Source organism: Pseudomonas sp. AN3A02 (assembly GCF_011765255.1).
GTDB lineage: Bacteria > Pseudomonadota > Gammaproteobacteria > Pseudomonadales > Pseudomonadaceae > Aquipseudomonas.
Window position 1 is genome coordinate 1,599,686 of record NZ_JAARNI010000001.1, and the last position, 13,880, is coordinate 1,613,565.

The 13,880-nt window shown below is 60.6% G+C and carries 13 protein-coding genes; 3 read left to right on the forward strand and 10 right to left on the reverse strand.

Going from position 1 to position 13,880, the window contains the following annotated elements:
• Positions 1–6: 6 nt before the first annotated feature.
• Positions 7–756 (reverse strand): UDP-2,3-diacylglucosamine diphosphatase, encoded by a 750-nt coding sequence (lpxH, locus tag HBJ59_RS07275; RefSeq protein WP_076014189.1) that lies wholly within the window; start codon positions 754–756, stop codon positions 7–9.
• On the reverse strand, positions 753–1,256 hold the full coding sequence (locus HBJ59_RS07280; RefSeq protein ID WP_076014188.1) for a peptidylprolyl isomerase: 504 nt from the start codon (positions 1,254–1,256) through the stop codon (positions 753–755). Before HBJ59_RS07280 ends, lpxH begins: the two co-directional genes overlap by 4 nt.
• 246 nt (positions 1,257–1,502) lie before the next feature.
• Here HBJ59_RS07280 and HBJ59_RS07285 point away from each other — a divergent pair, with 246 nt between their 5' ends.
• Both HBJ59_RS07285 and cysS read left to right on the forward strand, forming a co-directional pair.
• A complete protein-coding gene (locus HBJ59_RS07285) occupies positions 1,503–3,203 on the forward strand; it encodes a glutamine--tRNA ligase/YqeY domain fusion protein (RefSeq protein ID WP_167663112.1) in 1,701 nt (566 codons plus the stop codon).
• A gap of 15 nt (positions 3,204–3,218) precedes the next feature.
• Complete coding sequence (cysS, locus tag HBJ59_RS07290) at positions 3,219–4,607, forward strand: cysteine--tRNA ligase (protein WP_167663113.1); 1,389 nt, start codon at positions 3,219–3,221, stop codon at positions 4,605–4,607.
• Between the two features lie 645 nt (positions 4,608–5,252).
• Here the strand turns inward: cysS and HBJ59_RS07295 are convergent.
• Positions 5,253–5,804 carry a dihydrofolate reductase family protein gene (locus tag HBJ59_RS07295; RefSeq protein WP_076014185.1) on the reverse strand — a complete coding sequence of 184 codons (552 nt, stop codon included), beginning with the start codon at positions 5,802–5,804 and terminating at the stop codon, positions 5,253–5,255.
• Between the two features lie 164 nt (positions 5,805–5,968).
• Between HBJ59_RS07295 and lepB the strand changes: the two genes are divergently transcribed.
• The gene (lepB, locus tag HBJ59_RS07300) at positions 5,969–6,637 is read left to right on the forward strand and encodes a signal peptidase I (RefSeq protein ID WP_076014184.1); all 669 of its coding nucleotides are present in this window, start codon (positions 5,969–5,971) and stop codon (positions 6,635–6,637) included.
• A 145-nt stretch (positions 6,638–6,782) separates the two neighbouring features.
• On the opposite strand, the gene HBJ59_RS07305 is transcribed toward lepB, so the two are convergent.
• The 7 genes from HBJ59_RS07305 to HBJ59_RS07335 all read right to left on the reverse strand — a co-directional run bounded on the left by HBJ59_RS07305 (position 6,783) and on the right by HBJ59_RS07335 (position 13,860).
• Positions 6,783–7,703 (reverse strand): hypothetical protein, encoded by a 921-nt coding sequence (locus HBJ59_RS07305; RefSeq protein WP_167663114.1) that lies wholly within the window; start codon positions 7,701–7,703, stop codon positions 6,783–6,785.
• A gap of 87 nt (positions 7,704–7,790) precedes the next feature.
• Positions 7,791–8,159 (reverse strand): Na+/H+ antiporter subunit G, encoded by a 369-nt coding sequence (locus tag HBJ59_RS07310; RefSeq protein ID WP_167663115.1) that lies wholly within the window; start codon positions 8,157–8,159, stop codon positions 7,791–7,793.
• Positions 8,156–8,434, reverse strand: a complete 279-nt coding sequence (locus tag HBJ59_RS07315) for a K+/H+ antiporter subunit F (RefSeq protein ID WP_010209507.1) — start codon at positions 8,432–8,434, stop codon at positions 8,156–8,158. The genes HBJ59_RS07310 and HBJ59_RS07315 overlap by 4 nt, the downstream gene beginning before the upstream one ends.
• Positions 8,431–8,919 (reverse strand): Na+/H+ antiporter subunit E, encoded by a 489-nt coding sequence (locus HBJ59_RS07320; protein WP_076014181.1) that lies wholly within the window; start codon positions 8,917–8,919, stop codon positions 8,431–8,433. The genes HBJ59_RS07315 and HBJ59_RS07320 overlap by 4 nt, the downstream gene beginning before the upstream one ends.
• Positions 8,916–10,598 (reverse strand): monovalent cation/H+ antiporter subunit D, encoded by a 1,683-nt coding sequence (locus HBJ59_RS07325; RefSeq protein ID WP_167663116.1) that lies wholly within the window; start codon positions 10,596–10,598, stop codon positions 8,916–8,918. Before HBJ59_RS07325 ends, HBJ59_RS07320 begins: the two co-directional genes overlap by 4 nt.
• Positions 10,595–10,939, reverse strand: a complete 345-nt coding sequence (locus tag HBJ59_RS07330) for a Na+/H+ antiporter subunit C (protein ID WP_003192163.1) — start codon at positions 10,937–10,939, stop codon at positions 10,595–10,597. Before HBJ59_RS07330 ends, HBJ59_RS07325 begins: the two co-directional genes overlap by 4 nt.
• Positions 10,939–13,860 (reverse strand): monovalent cation/H+ antiporter subunit A, encoded by a 2,922-nt coding sequence (locus HBJ59_RS07335; RefSeq protein ID WP_076014178.1) that lies wholly within the window; start codon positions 13,858–13,860, stop codon positions 10,939–10,941. Before HBJ59_RS07335 ends, HBJ59_RS07330 begins: the two co-directional genes overlap by 1 nt.
• Positions 13,861–13,880 lie beyond the last annotated feature (20 nt).

Consider the following 13,880-nt stretch of genomic DNA (forward strand, 5'->3'; position numbering starts at 1 on the left):
TCTGGGTCAAGCGCCGGGCAGTGCCAACTGTGGGTTGACGAAGTCAAACGCCGCCAGTTGGAACCCTTGCTCATCCACCTGCAACGCCCACCCTTGCTTGTCCCAATCCCCCAGCACAATGCGCTTGGCCGCCTGCTCGCCAATCTGCAGCTTGTGAATCGCCGGGCGGTGGGTGTGGCCATGCACCAACGTACGCACGCCAAACGCCTGCATCACCCTCGGCACTTCCTCAGGCGTCACATCGACAATATCGTTGGCCTTCATCCGCACCTGGGCGCTGCTTTCACTGCGCAGCTTGCGCGCGAGCTTGTGCCGCGTGCGCAAAGGCAGGTGGCGCAGGATGAACAGGGTGATGGGGTTGCGCAGGATGCGCCGCAGCTTCATATAGCCAAGGTCGCGGGTACACAGGCTGTCGCCGTGCATCAATAGCACGGGCTCGCCTGCGAGCTGCACCACACTCGGGTCCTTGAGCAAGGTTGCGCCTGCGGCTTTGCAGAACGCCTTGCCGATCAGGAAATCCCGATTGCCATGCATGATGAAAATCTGGGTGCCGCTGTCGCTCAGCTCGCGCAGAGCCTCGCAAATCGAGCGCTGGAAGGGCGTCATCCCATCGTCGCCAATCCAGGCTTCGAAGAAGTCCCCCAGAATGTACAACGCCTGGGCGGAACGGGCGCGGCCGTTCAGTAAATCCAGAAACGCCCGGGTTATGTCCGGGCGCTCCTCTTCCAGATGCAAATCTGAAATCAGCAATATCACTCAACGATCTCGGCTTTCTCGACGATAACGTCTTCTACCGGTACATCCTGGTGACCTGCCTTGCCGGTGGTTTGCACACCTTTGATCTTGTCGACAACGTCGGTGCCGGCGGTGACTTTACCGAATACCGCGTAACCCCAACCCTGCACGTTCTTGCCGCTGTGGTTCAGGAAGGCGTTGTCGGCAACGTTGATGAAGAACTGCGCGGAGGCCGAATGCGGCTCCATGGTACGGGCCATGGCGACGGTGTACTTGTCGTTGGAAAGGCCGTTGTCCGCTTCGTTCTGGATGCTAGGACGCTTGTCTTTCTTTTCTTTCATGCCAGGCTCGAAACCGCCGCCCTGGACCATGAAGTTGCCGATGACACGGTGGAAAACAGTGTTTTCGTAGTGGCCGGCTTTAACGTACTCGATGAAGTTGGCGACGGTGATCGGCGCTTTCTCGGCGTTCAGCTCGATGACGATGTCACCGTGGTTGGTGGTCAGTTTGACTTGAGTCATGTTCACTACTCTTTCAAGGAATTCGTGGGTTTGGGCGTTTTGCGCCTTACCTGCTTGGCAAAAACGGCAGCCAAGGCGCGCAGTTTAGCGTGACCTGCGGGAATTTCGAGGTGGTTTTTTACCGCCCGTGCAATAAATGCAGCAGTTTTTGGCCACGCTCTGTCAGGGCCTTGACAGCATCGGCTATGATAAGCCCTTTGTTTGTCGGCCTCACCCGGCCAAGTACTTCGTCTGTTCAAGGATCCTATGAGCAAGCCCACTGTCGACCCTACCTCGAATTCCAAGGCCGGACCTGCCGTCCCGGTCAATTTCCTGCGCCCGATCATCCAGGCGGACCTGGATTCGGGCAAGCACACGCAGATCGTCACCCGCTTCCCGCCTGAGCCCAACGGTTACCTGCACATCGGCCACGCCAAGTCGATCTGTGTGAACTTCGGCCTGGCCCAGGAGTTCGGTGGCGTCACGCACCTGCGTTTCGACGACACCAACCCGGCCAAGGAAGACCAGGAATACATCGACGCCATCGAAAGCGACATCAAGTGGCTGGGCTTCGAATGGTCCGGTGAAGTGCGCTATGCCTCCAAGTACTTCGACCAACTGTTCGACTGGGCGGTGGAGTTGATCAAGGCCGGCAAGGCCTACGTCGACGACCTGAGCCCGGAACAAGCCAAGGAATACCGTGGCACCCTGACCGAGCCGGGCAAGAACAGCCCGTTCCGCGACCGTTCGGTAGAAGAGAACCTGGACTGGTTCGCCCGCATGAAAGCCGGCGAATTCAAGGACGGCGAGCGCGTACTGCGGGCCAAGATCGACATGGCCTCGCCGAACATGAACCTGCGCGACCCGATCATGTACCGCATCCGCCACGCCCACCACCACCAGACCGGTGACAAGTGGTGCATCTACCCGAACTACGACTTCACCCACGGTCAGTCGGACGCTATCGAAGGCATCACCCACTCCATCTGCACCCTGGAGTTCGAAAGCCACCGTCCGCTGTACGAATGGTTCCTCGACAGCCTGCCGGTACCGGCGCACCCGCGTCAGTACGAATTCAGCCGCCTGAACCTGAACTACACCATCACCAGCAAGCGCAAGCTCAAGCAACTGGTTGATGAAAAGCACGTATTCGGCTGGGACGACCCGCGCATGTCGACGCTGTCGGGCTTCCGCCGTCGCGGCTACACTTCGGCGTCGATCCGCAATTTCTGCGACATGGTCGGCACCAACCGTTCCGACGGCGTGGTGGATTTCGGCATGCTCGAATTCAGCATCCGTCAGGACCTCGACGCGAACGCACCGCGCGCCATGTGCGTGCTGCGTCCGTTGAAAGTCGTGATCACCAACTACCCGGAAGACCAGGTCGAAAACCTCGAACTGCCGCGTCATCCGCAGAAAGAAGAACTCGGCGTGCGCAAGCTGCCGTTCGCCCGTGAAATCTACATCGACCGTGATGACTTCATGGAAGAGCCGCCAAAAGGCTACAAGCGCCTGGAGCCGAACGGCGAAGTGCGCCTGCGCGGCAGCTACGTGATCCGTGCCGACGAAGCGATCAAGGACGCCGATGGCAACATCGTCGAACTGCGTTGCTCCTACGACCCGCAAACCCTGGGCAAGAACCCGGAAGGCCGCAAGGTCAAAGGTGTCGTGCACTGGGTGCCGGCCGCGGCCAGCATCGAATGTGAAGTGCGCCTGTACGATCGCCTGTTCCGCTCGCCTAACCCCGAGAAGGCTGAAGACAGCGCCAGTTTCCTGGACAACATCAACCCTGACTCGCTGCAAGTTCTCACTGGTTGTCGTGCCGAGCCATCGCTTGGCGACGCACAGCCGGAAGACCGTTTCCAGTTCGAGCGCGAAGGTTACTTCTGCGCGGATATCAAGGACTCGAAACCCGGTGCTCCGGTATTCAACCGTACCGTGACCTTGCGTGATTCGTGGGGCCAGTGATCTAAGGGATTCATCGTGCTAACGATCTACAACACACTCAGCAAAACCAAAGAAGTCTTCAAGCCGCTGGATGGCAACAAGGTGCGCATGTACGTGTGCGGCATGACCGTGTACGACTACTGCCACATCGGCCACGGCCGCAGCATGGTTGCCTTCGACCTGGTGACCCGCTGGTTGCGTTTCAGCGGTTATGACCTGACGTATGTGCGCAACATCACCGACATCGACGACAAGATCATCAATCGCGCCAACGAAAACGGCGAGTCGTTCGACGCGCTGACCGAGCGCATGATTGCTGCGATGCACGAGGACGAGGCGCGCCTCAACATCCTTAAACCGGACATGGAACCGCGCGCCACGGACCATATCCCGGGCATGCACGCGATGATCCAGACCCTGATCGACAAGGGTTACGCCTACGCCCCGGGCAACGGCGACGTGTACTACCGCGTCGCCAAGTTCATGGGCTACGGCAAGCTGTCGCGCAAGAAAATCGAAGACCTGCGCATTGGTGCGCGGATCGAAGTCGACGAAGCCAAGCATGACCCGCTGGACTTCGTCCTGTGGAAAGGCACCAAGCCCGGCGAGCCGAGCTGGGAGTCACCTTGGGGCGCCGGGCGTCCGGGCTGGCACATCGAATGCTCGGTGATGTCCACCTGCTGCCTGGGCGAGACCTTCGACATTCATGGCGGCGGCAGCGACCTCGAGTTCCCGCACCACGAAAACGAAATTGCCCAAAGCGAAGCGGCCACCGGCAAGACCTACGCCAACGCCTGGATGCACTGCGGCATGATTCGCATCAATGGCGAGAAGATGTCCAAGTCCTTGAACAACTTCTTCACCATTCGCGACGTGCTGGAGAAATACCACCCGGAAGTGGTGCGCTACCTGTTGGTATCGAGCCACTACCGCAGCGCGATCAACTACTCGGAAGACAACCTCAAGGACGCCAAAGGCGCCCTGGAGCGTTTCTACCACGCGCTGAAAAGCCTGCCCTCCGTGGCACCTGCGGGCGGCGAAGCGTTCGTTGCGCGGTTTACCGAAGTGATGAACGACGACTTCGGCACACCGGAAGCCTGCGCGGTGCTGTTTGAAATGGTGCGTGAGATCAACCGCCTGCGCGAGAGCGATCTCAACGCAGCGGCGGGGCTTGCCGCACGTTTGAAAGAGCTGGCGAGCGTGCTGGGCGTACTGCAGATGGAAGCCGATGACTTCCTGCAGGCAGGCGCTGAAGGGCGTGTGGATGCCGCTGAAGTTGATGCGCTGATTCAGGCACGTTTGACTGCCCGAGCCAACAAAGACTGGGCGGAGTCTGACCGTATCCGTGACCAACTGACCGCGATGGGTGTGGTGTTGGAAGACGGGAAGGGTGGGACGACGTGGCGGTTGGCTGATCAGGCTTGATGGGTGAATGCTGAATGAAAACGCCCCGATTGGTTCGGGGCGTTTTTTTTGGTGCATAACTTACAACGAGTCGCTGACCGGACCCCTGTGCGCAGACATAGTTGACACATTCAAGTGCAGGCAAAGCCTGCTCGAGTTCAAAAACAAAGCTGCTCATCTGTAGGAGCGAGCTTGCTCGCGAAAAACCTGAGAACGCCGCGTTCATCCAGGATGCCAACGTCATCGTTAACGACCTTCGCGAGCAAGCCCGCTCCCACATTTGGACCGTGCCCGCTTCTGATCTTGCTGTTGCTGTTGCTCCACCACACTCAAGCCGGCCGGTAGGCCGCTGTGCTCTTGCTTTTGATCTTGATCTTAGGCGCCCCGTTAAACTACGCTGGCCGAACGCAGGTATTACGGAGCGGGTAAACCGGCAGGACGCCGGTTTAGCCGCGACGGGGCAGGGACGCCCCGTCGCGGCGGCCCGCGGAGTAATACCGGAGATGAGGGCACACCGAGCCTAGGCGAGGTGCCGAGTGGTGGGGCAAGAGCGTTTTGCTTACTTTTGCGCTGTTCAAAAGTGAGCCGCTGTAAGAGCGGAACCCATATCTGCCCTGACCAAAAAAACGGATATGTACTCGATTCAACCCACTCGCTCAATGAGCATCAGCGCTTGCCACTGACCTCATACAGGCTTTGAACAAACCCATTATCCGACGCATACGTGCCGATATGCCGAAGCTCATGCTCGCCACCCGACTGGCTGAACAAGGGAATCCCCTGACCCAGCACAACCGGAATACGCGTGATGATCATCTCGTCAATCAACCCCGCCTCAAGAAACGCCTGAATCGTCTGGCCTCCATCGATATACAGGTGTTTCATCCCGCGCTCGGCTAACGCTGCCACGAGGCTGGTGACATCCTGGCTCACCACCTCAACCTTGCCCTTCAACTCCGCAGGTATCTCAACCGATTGCCGAGAGAGCGCTATAACCGGCATACCCTCATAGGGCCACTCCGGGAAGGACAACACTTTCTCCAGGGTCTTGCGTCCCATCACCAAGGCATCAACCGTGCCAATGAAGTTTTCATAGGTCACACCGCTCAATTCGGCCCCGTCGTACTCCGGCCGATGAAGCCACTCGATATCCCCGTCAAGCCGGGCAATAAAGCCATCGACGCTGGCTGCGATAAAGACCGAGCATTTGATATCCATGGGGCGTGAAACTCCTTTTCTGTGGGCTTGAAAACACCGGCTGTGATTGGCCGGTAACGCTAATGTTAATTTAATCTTCCGATGCAATAAGCGACCATTACCCAAAATAACCATGGGTTGCCTGGCGCAGGCCGACACCCCTTTTTTTTGCAGTGCGAGGATCTATGCGCCGTTGGTTAATCCGCTACCGTTACGCAATCATCTTCTGGCTGTGCTTCGGCGTTTTCCGCACGTCCCTGGCCGACTGGAACCCCATCCCGTCCGGCTCCATGCGCCCGACGTTGCTAGAGGGCGACGTGGTACTGGTCAACCGCGTGGCATACGACCTCAAGTTGCCCCTGACGGACATATCCCTGGCCAAACTGGATAACCCCCAGCGCGGCGATGTAGTCACGTTCTCCTCACCCAAGGACGGCATCCGTTTGATCAAACGCATCGTCGGCATCCCCGGCGACACCCTGGAAATGCGCGATGAGGTGCTGTGGGTCAACGGCACACCGGCCACCTACAGTCATGGCCAAGACATCAGCGAGCCTATCGCACCTGGCCAGACCGTCCCAGGGATCAAACTGACCGAGCTTGCGAACAACAGCCAGCGCACGATTCAGTTCATGCCGACAGTACGGGCGTTACGAAACTTCGGCCCGGTGGTGGTGCCCGCCGACAGTTACTTCATGCTGGGCGACAACCGCGACAACAGTGATGACTCCCGATACATCGGGTTCGTGCCGCGTCGGCTGTTGATCGGACACGCCCACCATATCCTGGCGTCAGCGCAGATCCTGGACCATTGGATGCCACGATTGGGCCGATTTGGCGCGCCGATACTGTAGCGGGCTGATCACGCTTTCGGACCCAGCGCCCTTAGCGCGAACCATCAGCCGGGGCCGTGAAAAAACACGCTCGCAGAAACTACGCTAAGCGCTCGCAGCACGGGGTCGCGGTCGAATGTTGGGGGGCTTGCCACGGTTACCTCGGTTATTTCAAATCGCTGTAGGTCAACCTGAACTCCGACAGGGCCGGATGATCGGCTTTCCACTGGCGGCCATACGCCTTGGCGGTTTCTATTTGCTCGGCGCTCAATTCGGTGCCCAGCTGTTGCAGGCAGGTCGCAGCCTCACGATGCCGGGCATTTTGCCGGGTGCTGTCCATGACCAACCAATACAGGCCATAGGCATGGGTCAGGTTGATGGGATAGTAGTAGCGGCTGGTCTCTTCGACATTGATACCGGCAAGCGCCGCGGCGTAGGTCATCACCCCGTCGAGTTCATTGAGGGCCAGTCTTTTTTCAAGGTGAATGCGCTGGTAGGAGAGGTTGCGGTAATAGGTTTGCATATTCCCCAGCCACGTCATCGCGGGTGGAAAATCCTTGAAGGCCGCATACCTCAACATGGAGTCGCGATTGTCACTGGCCTGGTTTTTGTCAAACAGCAGCGCGGCAATGTAATAGGCCTCTGCGCAGCCTGCATCACCTGCCTTGACAAGCCATGAACGGTCTTGGGTCAGCTCGTACAGTTGCAGCATCGCCTCACCGTCGCCTGCGTCGGCACGCGACTGGGCGAGGGTCTTGGCTTTGGCCAGGTTGGTTTCGCCACCCAGGCGCATCAGGGCGTACACATGATCCTGGTCGGCAGCCAGGCGATACCACGCCTGGGCCTCGGGGCTGACACTGCCGACCCGGCGCCGAATGGCTTCGCCCAAGGCGTATTGGGAGGGGGCATCGCCGGCCAAAGCGGAGATGGTCAGGTGAGTTTCGCACTCTTCGAATTCACCGAGTTGATACAACTCGAGACCTCGCTTTTTGGCGGCCTGTTGCTGGGTGGTCAATTGTGAAATCAGCGCGTTCAGCGAGTTGAGTAAATCAAACAGCGTGGTCAGTGCATCGGAATGGGTATACATGGTCTTTACCTGTATCGGAAAGGTAGGTTGTCCGATAAAGGTACGAGGGGGAGTCATGGCCGGGGTGACAGATAGTTATCTGTATTTTCAGCTGCCGCTGTCGGTCCCACGGCTACTGACTTCAGCCGGTACATCATCCCCCGCCATGCGCTTGCGAAACAACGCGGTACGCGCCAGTAACAAGGTGGTCACCGGTACCGTGATCGACAGCAGGATCGGAATCAACCAACCGTGCAACACCGGCCCGGACTTGAGCACCGAAAAGTAGATGATCGAGGCCAACGCCACACACCACGCCCCCAGCGTCGAGGCCAGTGCCGGCGGGTGCATGCGCTGAAAGAAGTCCTTCATCCGCAACAGCCCAATCGCTCCAATCAGCGCAAACAGGCTGCTAAGCACCAATAAAACCGCGACGATCACTTCAACCCACAGCGGTAACACACCCACATTGATCATTCGATCACCTCCCCACGCAGCAGGAATTTCGCCAGGGCAAACGACCCCACAAAACCAAACAGCGCAATCAACAATGCCGCTTCAAAATACGTGTCACTGGCATACCGAATGCCCAGCACCAGCATCATCAGCATGGCCAGGATGTACAGGTAATCCAGCGCGAGGACCCGGTCCTGGGCCGACGGGCCTTTGAACAGGCGAATCAACGTCAGCACCATGGCCAGGGAAAACAGGAACAGGCTCAACAGGATCGCATTGGAGAGCAGAGCGCTCATTCGAAGATCTCCATCAGGGGCCGTTCGTAGGCGTGTTTGAAGTGCTCGATAAACTGCGCTTCGTCATCCAGGTCGAACACGTGGATCAGCAGGATGCTGCGGTCCAGGGCCAGTTCCGACCACACGGTGCCCGGTGTCACGCTGGTGATCATCGCCAGTACGGCCAGGCCGTTTGCATCCCGCAGGTCCAGCGGGATCTTGATAAAACGCGAGCGCGGAGGACGCGAACTGCAGACCAGGATGCCCCAGGCCACTGCAAGATTGGAGATGATCACGTCACGGCCCACCATGAAGAACAGGCGGATCATCACGCCCGGGCGGCGGATGCGGATCGGCAACGGGCGCAGCGGCGCCATCATCAGCGGTGCGGCAAAACCGAGAATCGCACCCAGCAGCAGGTTGCCGGGGCTGACGGACAGGTTCAACACCAGCCACAACAACCACAGCGCCAACGACAGCCACGGGGCAGGGAACAGACGCTTCATGGCTGCATCTCCAATGCGGCGGCCTTGGCTTCAGGGCTCGGCACCGGGCGCGTCGCCATGACCGCCATCACATAATGCTCCGGGTTGTTCAGGCTTTCGGCGGCGGCCTGGGTGTAGCGCATCAGCGGCTCGGCCTTGAAGGTCAGGACGATGCTCAGGCCCAGCAGGAAGAAAATCGGCACGCACTCGAAGCGGCGCAACAGCGGCGACGGGCGTTCTTCCGGGGTCCAGAAACGCTGGATACCGAGGCGGGCGAAGGCGATCAGCGAGGCCAGGCCGGAGAAGATCAACAGCGCCACCAGGCCCCACGCCGCCGGGCGCACCGGTTGGTCGACGGCATTGCCCAGCCCCATCGGGTTGATCAACGCGCTGAGCAGGCTGAGCTTGCCGATAAACCCGGACAGCGGCGGCATGCCGATGATCAGCAGGGCACAGGCGATAAAGCTCAGGCCGAGGAACGCTACGGTCCAGGGAATCACCTGGCCGACTACGGCTTTCTGTTCATCGTCGAGGTTGGTGCCGGGCGGTGGATGCAGGGATTCCATGGCCTTGGGCAGGGCTTCGATTTCATCGTCCAAGGGCATGTCGTTGGCCGAGCGCGAACGCTCGATCAGCTCGGCCAGCAGGAACAGCGCGCTCAGCGCCAGGGTGGAACTGACCAGATAAAACAGCGCCCCGGCGGTCAGGCTTGGCTGGGCAAACCCCACCGCCGACAGCAGGATCCCGGCGGACACCAGAATGCTCAGGCTGGCCATGCGTTCCAGGCGTTGCGCGGCGATCATCGCCAGCGCCGCGCAGACGATGGTCGCCATGCCACCGTAGATCAGCCAGTCACCGCCAAACAGCGCCGAGGCGCCCGCCTGGCCGGAGAACAGCAGGTTCCACAGGCGCAGTACGGTGTACACGCCGACCTTGGTCATGATCGCAAACATCGCCGCCACCGGCGCACTCGCCGAAGAGTAGGCAGGCGCCAGCCAGAAGTTCAGCGGCCACATGCCGGCCTTGGCCAGGAAGGCGACGGCGAGGATGCCCGCACCGGCGTGCAGCAGGCCGCGATCGGCCTCCGGTACCAGGGGGATTTTCAGGGCCAGGTCGGCAAAGTTCAGGGTGCCGGTGACGCCGTAGATCAGCGCTGCGCCAATCAGGAACAAGGTCGAAGCCAGCAGGTTGATCGAGATGTAATGCAGCCCCGATGACACCCGCGCCCGACCGGAGCCGTGGAGCATCAAGCCGTAGGACGCCGCCAGCAGCACCTCGAAAAACACGAACAGGTTGAACAGGTCGGCGGTCAGGAAGGCGCCATACAGGCCCATCAACTGAATCTGGAACAGTGCATGGAAGCTGGTGCCGGCACGGTCCCAACGGGCCATGGCAAACAACAGGGCGCTGACGCCGATGATCCCGGTGAGCACCAGCATCATCGCCGACAGTTGGTCCACCACCAGCACGATGCCGAATGGCACCTGCCAGTTGCCCGGCAGGTACACGCCGATGGAGCCGGGGCCGCCTTTTTGGGTCCAGTACAGCAACAGCACGGCGATGCCGAGGCCGACCATGCTGGAGAACAGGTTGATCCGTGCCTTGAGCGGGCGGTGTTTCTCGCCGAGCATCAGCATCAGCGCGGCGGTCAGCAACGGCAGCAGGATCGGCGCGATGATCAGTTGATTCATCCAGGTCATTCCTTGGGCTCCCGGCCGTCCACATGGTCAGTGCCGGTCAGGCCCCGGGACGCCAGCAGCACCACCAGGAACAGCGCGGTCATGGCGAAGCTGATCACGATTGCCGTCAGCACCAGGGCCTGGGGCAGCGGATCGGTGTAGTTGAGCAAGTCTTGCGGCACGCCGTCCTTGATGATCGGCTCCTTGCCGATAAACAGGCTGCCCATGCTGAAGATAAACAGGTTGACCCCGTAGGAGAGCAGGCACAGGCCCATCACCACCTGGAACGTTCGTGGCCGCAGGATCAGCCAGACGCCGGAGGCCGCCAGGACCCCAATGGCAATTGCGATGACTTCTTCCATCAGGCGGCTCCTCCTTGGCTGGCAACGGCTTTCGCCTGGTTGCTGGGTTTATGGGCACGCACCGATTGGTGGCCCAGGGCGGTGAGCATCAGCAAGGTCGAGCCGACCACCATGGCGTACACGCCGACGTCGAAGAACAGCGCGCTGGCGACGTGGATGTCGCCCAGCACCGGCAGGCTGAAGTGCCAGGTGTGGGTAGTGAGGAACGGGTAGCCGGCAAACAGTGCGCCAAGCCCGGTCAACGTTGCCGACAGCAAGCCAAAGCCCATCCAGCGCATCGGCCGCAGGCTCATCTGCGCCTCGACCCACTGGGTACCGGCGACCATGTATTGCAGAATGAACGCGACGGACATCACCAGCCCGGCGACAAACCCGCCGCCCGGTTGGTTGTGGCCGCGCATGAACAGGTAGAACGAGACAACCAGGGCAATCGGCAGCAGCAGACGCACCAGCACGGCCGGCACCATCATGAAGCCCAAGGCGGTGTCGCTGGCCTGGCGCGGGTTGACCAGGTCGGTGGCTACGTCGGGTGCTAGCTGGCGCTGTTGCGCGGGCAATTCCATGCTTTCTTTCGAAGGGCGGAAGCGGCGTAGCAGGGCGTAGACAGTCAGCGCCACGGCGCCGAGCACGGTGATTTCGCCCAGGGTGTCGAACCCACGGAAGTCCACCAGCATCACGTTCACCACATTGCTGCCGCCGCCTTCGGGCAGGGCGCGGCTGAGGTAGAAAGACGAGATATCGTTGGGGGTCTGGCGGGTCAGCATCGCGTAGGAGAGCAGCGCCATGCCGCCACCGACCACAGTGGACAGGAGGAAGTCCCGCAGACGGCGGATGCGTGCCTTGCGCAACGAGCTTGGCAGTGGCGAAACTTCTTCGATCCGCCGTGGCAGCCAGCGCAGGCCCAGCAGGATCAGCACGGTGGTGACCACTTCCACCACCAGTTGGGTCAGCGCCAGGTCCGGCGCGGAGAACCAGACGAAAGTCACGCAGGTCATCAGGCCGCACACGCTGACCATGGTCAGGGCCGCCAGCCGGTGGTACTTGGCTTGCCAGGCGGCGCCCAGGGCACAGGCGATCGCCAGCAGCCACAGGGTGACGAACACGATGGAGCCCGGGATCTTCGGCCGGTCGCCCCAACTGATACCGCTGTAGAGCATCGGGATCAACCCGGCGATCACCGCCGCCAGCACCAGCAGGAACAACTGGGTTTGCAGGCGCTTGGTGCTGATGCGTTTTTCGATCTTGCGCACCCCGCGCATCATCACCACCAGGCAGCGCTCGAAGCCGCGCTTGCCGTTGAAGTAGCTGATGATCGGCGGGTATTTGAAGCGGCCCAGCTTGAGCTGCTTGCGCAGCAGCAGATAGAGCACGACACCGCCGGACATGGCCACCAGGCTCATGATCATCGGCGCGTTCCAGCCATGCCAGATGGCGAGGCTGTACTCCGGCAGCTCGCCGCCGACCACCGGCAAGGCGGCAGCGGCGAGTATCGAACCGACCACCTGGGCCGGGAAAATCCCCACCAGCAGGCAGGTAAATACCAGCAACTCCACCGGCGCGCGCATCCAGCGTGGTGGCTCGTGCGGAGTGTGAGGCAGGTTGGTGGCTTTAGGGCCGAAGAACACATCCACGGTAAAGCGCAGGGCATAGGCCACGCTGAAGGTACCGGCGATGGTCGCGATGACCGGCAGGGCGATTTCCACCCAAGCGGTGGCGGAGATGAACACGGTTTCGGCGAAGAACATTTCCTTGGACAGGAAGCCGTTGAGCAGCGGCACGCCGGCCATGGACGCACTGGCGACCATCGCCAGCGTCGCGGTAAACGGAATCAGCTTCACCAAGCCGCTGAGCTTGCGAATGTCACGGGTGCCGCTTTCGTGGTCGATGATCCCCGCCGCCATGAACAGCGACGCCTTGAAGGTGGCGTGGTTGAGGATATGGAACACCGCGGCGACGGCGGCCAGCGGGCTGTTGAGGCCCAGCAGCAAGGTGATCAGCCCGAGGTGGCTGATGGTGGAGTAGGCCAAAAGGCCCTTGAGATCGTTCTGGAACATGGCGCAATAAGCGCCGAGCAGCAGGGTAATGGCGCCGGCACCGCCGACAATCCAGAACCACTCTTCACTGCCGGACAATGACGGCCACAGGCGGGCCAGCAGAAACACGCCGGCCTTCACCATCGTCGCCGAGTGCAGGTAGGCCGACACCGGCGTCGGTGCAGCCATGGCGTGGGGCAGCCAGAAGTGGAAGGGGAATTGCGCGCTTTTGCTCAGCGCGCCGATCAGCACCAGGGCGAGCATGATCGGGTACAGCGAATGGGCACGGATCTGATCACCGGCAGCCAGGACCTGGTCCAGGTCGTAGCTGCCGACGATATGCCCGAGCAGCATCACCCCTGCCAGCAGGCACAAGCCGCCTGCGCCGGTGACCATCAGCGCCATATAGGCGCCACGCCGGGCATCGGCGCGGTGGTGCCAGTAGCCGATCAACAGGAACGAGAACAGGCTGGTGAGTTCCCAGAAAAACACGATCTGGATCAGGTTGCCGGAAATCACCAGGCCAAGCATGGCGCCCATAAACGCCAGAAAAAACGCGAAGAAACGCGGCACCGGGTCTTCCGGCGACATGTAATAACGGGCGTACAGCGACACCAACGTCCCGATGCCCAGTACCAGCATCGAGAACAACCAGGCAAAACCGTCCATGCGCAATACGAAGTTCAGCCCGAGGCTGGGCAACCACATGAATTCTTCACGTATCACGCCACCGTGGGCGATCTGGGGGTAGAGCAGGGCGACTTGAACCGTCCCGACCAGGGCAACTAGGCCGGCCAACAGGGACTCTGTATTACGTGCGTTGTGCGGCAGCAAGGCCGCGAGACAGCTGCCGATAAAGGGCAGAAGCAGTAGAACTATCAGGGACATAGGCTTCTAATCTGCGGGAG

Coding starts and splice junctions, on each gene's coding strand:
- HBJ59_RS07285 (WP_167663112.1), top strand. CDS start 1,503: ATGAGCAAGCCCACTGTCGACCCTACCTCGAATTCCAAGGCCGGACCT.
- HBJ59_RS07320 (WP_076014181.1), bottom strand. CDS start 8,919: ATGAAGCGTCTGTTCCCTGCCCCGTGGCTGTCGTTGGCGCTGTGGTTG.
- lepB (WP_076014184.1), top strand. CDS start 5,969: ATGCGCCGTTGGTTAATCCGCTACCGTTACGCAATCATCTTCTGGCTG.
- HBJ59_RS07335 (WP_076014178.1), bottom strand. CDS start 13,860: ATGTCCCTGATAGTTCTACTGCTTCTGCCCTTTATCGGCAGCTGTCTC.
- HBJ59_RS07325 (WP_167663116.1), bottom strand. CDS start 10,598: ATGACCTGGATGAATCAACTGATCATCGCGCCGATCCTGCTGCCGTTG.
- HBJ59_RS07305 (WP_167663114.1), bottom strand. CDS start 7,703: ATGTATACCCATTCCGATGCACTGACCACGCTGTTTGATTTACTCAAC.
- HBJ59_RS07315 (WP_010209507.1), bottom strand. CDS start 8,434: ATGAGCGCTCTGCTCTCCAATGCGATCCTGTTGAGCCTGTTCCTGTTT.
- HBJ59_RS07295 (WP_076014185.1), bottom strand. CDS start 5,804: ATGGATATCAAATGCTCGGTCTTTATCGCAGCCAGCGTCGATGGCTTT.
- HBJ59_RS07330 (WP_003192163.1), bottom strand. CDS start 10,939: ATGGAAGAAGTCATCGCAATTGCCATTGGGGTCCTGGCGGCCTCCGGC.
- HBJ59_RS07310 (WP_167663115.1), bottom strand. CDS start 8,159: ATGATCAATGTGGGTGTGTTACCGCTGTGGGTTGAAGTGATCGTCGCG.
- HBJ59_RS07280 (WP_076014188.1), bottom strand. CDS start 1,256: ATGACTCAAGTCAAACTGACCACCAACCACGGTGACATCGTCATCGAG.